Origin of the sequence: Flavobacterium sp., from assembly GCF_021151785.1 — a bacterium.
Taxonomy (GTDB): Bacteria; Bacteroidota; Bacteroidia; order Flavobacteriales; family Flavobacteriaceae; genus Flavobacterium.
Map to the genome: position 1 here is coordinate 1 of NZ_JAGKWP010000130.1, position 5536 is coordinate 5536.

The window sequence follows — 5536 nt, forward strand, 5'->3', positions numbered from 1 at the left end:
AATTAGGATTAAGCCATTAAATCAATATGTCGGTCATGATAACCTAAAAGATATAAAACACCATCTAAACCAATACTTGATATGGAACTTTGTGCATTGTCTTTAACTTTAGGTTTAGCATGAAAAGCAATTCCTAAACCAGCTAAATTAAGCATAGGCAAATCATTGGCACCATCTCCAATAGCGATAGTTTGGCTAATATCTATACCTTCTTTTTCTGCTATTTTTTTAAGGTATTCTGCCTTTTTCTCACCATCAATAATCTCCCCTAAATATCCGCCCGTGAGAACACCATTGCTAATTTCTAATTGATTTGCAATTACATAATCTATACCTAATTCTTTTTGAAGATACGTACCAAAATAAGTAAAACCACCAGATAAAATAGCCGTTTTAAATCCGTAGGCTTTTAATGTATCTATCAATCTTTTGGCCCCTTTTGTAATAGGCAATTGGTTGGCAACTTCTTGCAACACTTCTTCTTTCAACCCTTTTAACAATTGCATTCTTTGTTCAAAACTGGTCTTGAAGTCTATTTCTCCTTGCATGGCCGCTTCAGTAATAGCTTGAACTTGCTCACCAACACCAGCCAATTTTGCTAATTCATCAATTACCTCGGTTTGTATTAAAGTAGAATCCATATCAAAACAAACCAATCTTCTACTTCTTCTAAAAATATTGTCCTCTTGAAAGGCTATATCTACGTTTAAATCTCTGGAAATTTGCATAAATCTTTCCGTAAACTCAGCTTTATTATGAATGGCACCTCGTATTGATAATTGAATAGACGCTCTGGGATAATCTTCTTCTTTAACTAAGGAAGCTCTACCCGTTAGTCGTTTAATAGCATCAATATTCAATTTTTTTTCAGAAATAAATTTTGTTACTTCGGAAATTTGTTCGGCAGTTAATTTTTCTCCTAGCAAAGTAACTATATAACGATCTTTACCTTGTAGTTTAACCCATTTTTCATAATCTTCTAGCGAAATAGGTTTAAAAGACGCTTTTATATCTAACTCATAAGATTTAAATAATAAATCTTTTAATACTACTGCTGATTTTTTGCCTGATTTAATTTGAAATAGAATACCTAAAGATAATGTGTCATGAATATTAGCTTGTCCAATATCCAAAATTTTAGCGTCATATTCTGCCAAAACTGCCGTTAGAGAAGAAGTCAAACCTGGTTTGTCTTGTCCAGAAATATTCAATAAAAATATATCGCTATCCATAGGATGTGTATCAAAAAAAGAAGGATTAATTTCAAAAAACAATAAGCAAAAATACTTTGTTTTTTAAAATTAATCCTTTAACTAACGTTATTTTTTTAAAAAAGTAGGCTCCTGTTGATTAAAAAAAACGATTATGCCAACTCTCACTAGCGGGAACTTCCCAAAATTCTAAAAATTCTGCTTTTGTATTGACTAAATTATTAAAAACAATAGTTGAAGAAGTAACTGCTTTTTCCTTAGCCATTTTTTTAAAATCAATTAATGATTTATGTGCTATGTGTTCCCCTACTTTAAAAGTAACATTCATTTTATCTAAAAGCTCAATACCATATTCTTTTTCTAAATCTTGTATAAAACGTACTGAACTGTCAATTGAACACCCAGTAGCAGCTTGTACTTCTTGATTTACAGCAAAAATAATAAATCGATTGTATTTTATTATGAATGAAGCTTCTAAAGAGGTACTATGGGCTGCCCAATTTTCGATGAAATCTAGACATTTTTTTTCAATAGCAACTACTTCATCATCAGCTAATTTTCTATTCGATTGATAAATCCAAATTCTAGATTCATCAGGTATATTTTCAAAAGGTATATACATTATAATTTAACAATATCTGTTATTACTTTAGAAATCAAAAATTTATTCAATTGCACATCATATAATTCCGTTTCAAAATAAGACACTTTGACTTTGTCTTTATTTTGCAATACCTGATCTGTAATTAAGTATGAATTTTCGAAATTATTAATTAAGTAAAATTGGTGAGATTTACCTGTACTTTCCTTAACAGTTAAAATCAAATAATGATTTTTAGTTATAGAATGAATCGTTCCTTCTACTGATAAATCTTCTAATGCTGTTGCCTCATCAACAGTAGCAGCAGCAGTAGAATCCTCTTCTATCGCATCATCTTTTAATGCTTGTTTACCAACTGCCATCAAGAAATCTGGGCAAAAAGAAATCATCTTTATTCCCAATTTTTCTCCAAATGCTCTCATTTGAGCGGAGTTAGACAAATCTAATCTATCTTTTTTGGGAACTAATTTTTCATATTTACCATAAGCTTCCATCATGCATAAACCTAAATTCAATTTTAACTGTTCGTCATTATTAAGATTTAGTTTCTTTTTAGCTATGCAATCACAAGTGCCTTCTGCTATTTTTTCCATATAATCTTGTGCTGATGCATAGTAAGCAAAAAAACAAGTTAAAATTAAAATAAGTCTATTCATAATAAGTTTATTGAGCATTAGCTATGATTTCTGCAATATCTAAAACTTTAATATCGTTTTCTTTCTCACTAAATTTTACACCATCCGTCATCATAGTATTGCAGTAAGGGCAACCTGTTGCAATGATATTTGGTTGTGTTGCTAAAGCATCTTTTGTTCTTAAAATATTGATTTCCATATCTCCTTTTTCAGGTTCTTTGAACATTTGAGCACCTCCCGCACCACAACACAAAGCTGTATTTCTACTGCGCTTCATTTCAACAATGTCTGCATTGGTTTTGGCTAGAATTGCTCTTGGAGCATCAAATTCATTATTGGCACGACCCAAATAACAAGGATCATGAAACGTAATTCTTTTGCCTTTGTAGTAAGAATCATTGAATGAAATTTTACCTTCATTTAATAATTGTTTAATAAATTGCGTATGGTGCAATACTTCATATTTCCCTCCTAGACTAGGATATTCATTTTTTAAACAATTGAAAGAGTGAGGATCACAAGTAACTATTTTCTTTACCCCATAAGCATTCAATAATTCAATATTCATTAAAGCTTGCATTTGAAATAAAAACTCATTTCCAGCTCTTTTAGCTACATCACCTGTACAACTTTCTTCCGTACCTAAAACGGCAAAATTTACATTTGCTTTATTCAGAATTCTAACAAAAGCTCTAGTGATTTTTTTAGCTCTTTCATCAAAGCTACCTGCTGAACCAACCCAAAATAAAATTTCTGGTTGTTTTCCTTCAGCCATCATTTCTGCCATGGTAGGCACTACTAAATTTTCTAACATACTAGTATTTTATTTGGATTAGTTTTATTCGTTTTTCCAATTCAAGCGATCCATTTGGTTATAAGGCCAAGGAGCACCATTATTCTCAATATTAGACATCATATTGTTTAATTCCATTGGAGCTGCACTCTGTTCCATAACTAAATATCTTCTCATATCTAAAATAATAGATAACGGACTAATACTAACTGGACATTCTTCTACACAAGCATTACAAGTAGTACACGCCCAAAGTTCCTCTGGTGTAATATAATCGTTTAACAACGACTTACCGTCTTCAACAAAAACACCATTATTAGCATCTATATTTCTCCCTACTTCTTCCAAACGGTCTCTAGTATCCATCATAATCTTACGAGGTGATAATTTCTTACCTGTCAAATTAGCCGGACAAGCTGAAGTACATCTCCCACATTCTGTGCAAGTGTAAGCGTTTAGCAATTGTACCCAATTTAAATCTTGTACATCGCTAGCACCAAACTTAGCAGGAACAGCATCAGGATTAGCTGGTGCCGCAAAAGGATCAGCATTAGGATCCATCATTAATTTCACTTCATTTGTAACACTTTCTAAATTGTCCAATTGCCCTTTTGGATTCAAATCAGCAAAGTAGGTATTTGGAAAGGCCAAAATGATATGCAAATGTTTTGAAAAATATAAATAATTCAAGAAAATTAAAATACCCGTAATATGCAACCACCAAGCCGTTCGTTCAACAATTTGAATTCCCTCTAATGAAAATCCAGAAAATAAAGGATGTATAAATTGAGAAATCACATTTCCGCCTAATTCACTTTGTTGGAAGTGAATATCTGCTGCATTCATAATTAAAAATAACGACATCAATACCACCTCAAAATAAAGAATCGTATTAGCATCTTTACTTGCATAACCTTTCAATTCAGGTTTGGTAAAACGAGCCAACTTAATTACATTTCTTCTTGTCCAAAATACGAACACAGCTACAAGAACAAGTACGGCTAAAATTTCAAAAGAACCAATTAAAATTCCATAGAAACCACCTAAAAATTCAAAAATTCTGTGCGTCCCAAACAAACCATCAATGACGATTTCTAACATTTCAAGATTGATAATGATAAAACCAACATAAACGATTAAATGCAATAAAGCTGGTATTGGCCTAGCAAACATTTTCTTTTGCCCTAGCGCAATCAACGTCATGTTTCTCCAACGCTCTGAAGAATGATCAAAACGGTTTACTTCCTTACCTAATTTGATATTTCTAATTAATTTTTTTACATTTTTTGCAAAATAGCCAATTCCAATAGCTAAAATTACTGCAAAAAGAAGTTGTGATACGATACTCATCATAGGTTCACTATTAATTGGTAGATTTAATTTCAGTTGTATTTTCTTTTGGTGCTACGTAAGGTTTGTTTTTCTTTCCAAAAACAGATACATTAATGTAACGTGTTGGATTCAAACGTAAATCTTGTAAAAGTAATGCTAACTCTTTAGACGTTTTTTCTACATTATTATATAGAGCTTCATCCTTAAGCAATTTACCCACAGAACCATTCCCCTGTTCCATTTCTTTTAAAATACCATTTACATTACCTAAGGTCTCCTCCAAATGCTTCACCGTTCCTGCTAAATTAGCTTTTGCTAAAGAATCAGTCATTTTTGTTAAATTCTGCGAAGTTTTGTCAAAATTGGATAATGTAGTACTTAATTTCGATTTATTTTCAACTAGTAACCCATTTACTTGTTGTGCTACGGAACTAAATTCAGCTAACGTAGTTTGCAAAGAAGCTATGCTTAATTTTAAGTTCTTCTGAGTTTGCGCGTCTAAAGTTGCATTAACATTTTCAAACAAGGCATTAGCATTGTCAAGTAATTTTTCAACCTTGTCTTTTACAGGAACCAACTGATTAGCTAGGGCATCTGTTAGACCTAATTTTTCAGCTGCTTTCAAATAATCCCCTGAGGCGGTGTAATTGTGGTCCGAAAAATTATTTAAGATGGCTATTTCTCTACCTCCCATGATTCCAGCACCTTGAATTTCGGCAACACTTGACTTAGCTATGTTGATTTCTTCATTGGTAATAACCATTTCAACTAACATTTTACCATCTTTTTGCACCTCTATTTTATTAACTTTTCCAATAGCCAAACCATTTAAAGTTACAGGTGACGAAGGTGCTAAACCAGCTACATTAGTGTATACCACATACAACTTAACACTATTATCAAAAAGATTTTTACCTTTCAAAAAGTTAAACCCCCAATAAAATAACACTATGGATAATAAAAC

General features: G+C 31.9%; 6 protein-coding genes. All 6 read right to left on the bottom strand.

All coding sequences use genetic code 11. From position 1 onward, the window contains the following. Positions 1 to 8: 8 nt before the first annotated feature. Entirely contained in the window at positions 9 to 1232 is a 1224-nt protein-coding gene (gene serB / locus QZ824_RS10495; RefSeq protein WP_291275967.1) for a phosphoserine phosphatase SerB, read from the bottom strand. A gap of 118 nt (positions 1233 to 1350) precedes the next feature. Continuing rightward, on the bottom strand, positions 1351 to 1833 hold the full coding sequence (locus QZ824_RS10500; protein ID WP_291275968.1) for an ABC transporter ATPase: 483 nt from the start codon (positions 1831 to 1833) through the stop codon (positions 1351 to 1353). After that, a complete protein-coding gene (locus QZ824_RS10505) occupies positions 1833 to 2468 on the bottom strand; it encodes a hypothetical protein (RefSeq protein ID WP_291275969.1) in 636 nt (211 codons plus the stop codon). The genes QZ824_RS10500 and QZ824_RS10505 overlap by 1 nt, the downstream gene beginning before the upstream one ends. 7 nt (positions 2469 to 2475) lie before the next feature. Further along, complete coding sequence (locus QZ824_RS10510; protein ID WP_291275970.1) at positions 2476 to 3261, bottom strand: (Fe-S)-binding protein; 786 nt, start codon at positions 3259 to 3261, stop codon at positions 2476 to 2478. Between the two features lie 24 nt (positions 3262 to 3285). After that, entirely contained in the window at positions 3286 to 4590 is a 1305-nt protein-coding gene (locus tag QZ824_RS10515; RefSeq protein WP_291275972.1) for a (Fe-S)-binding protein, read from the bottom strand. A gap of 13 nt (positions 4591 to 4603) precedes the next feature. Continuing rightward, positions 4604 to 5536: MlaD family protein (locus tag QZ824_RS10520; RefSeq protein ID WP_291275971.1), on the bottom strand; the 933-nt coding region annotated here is incomplete at its 5' end.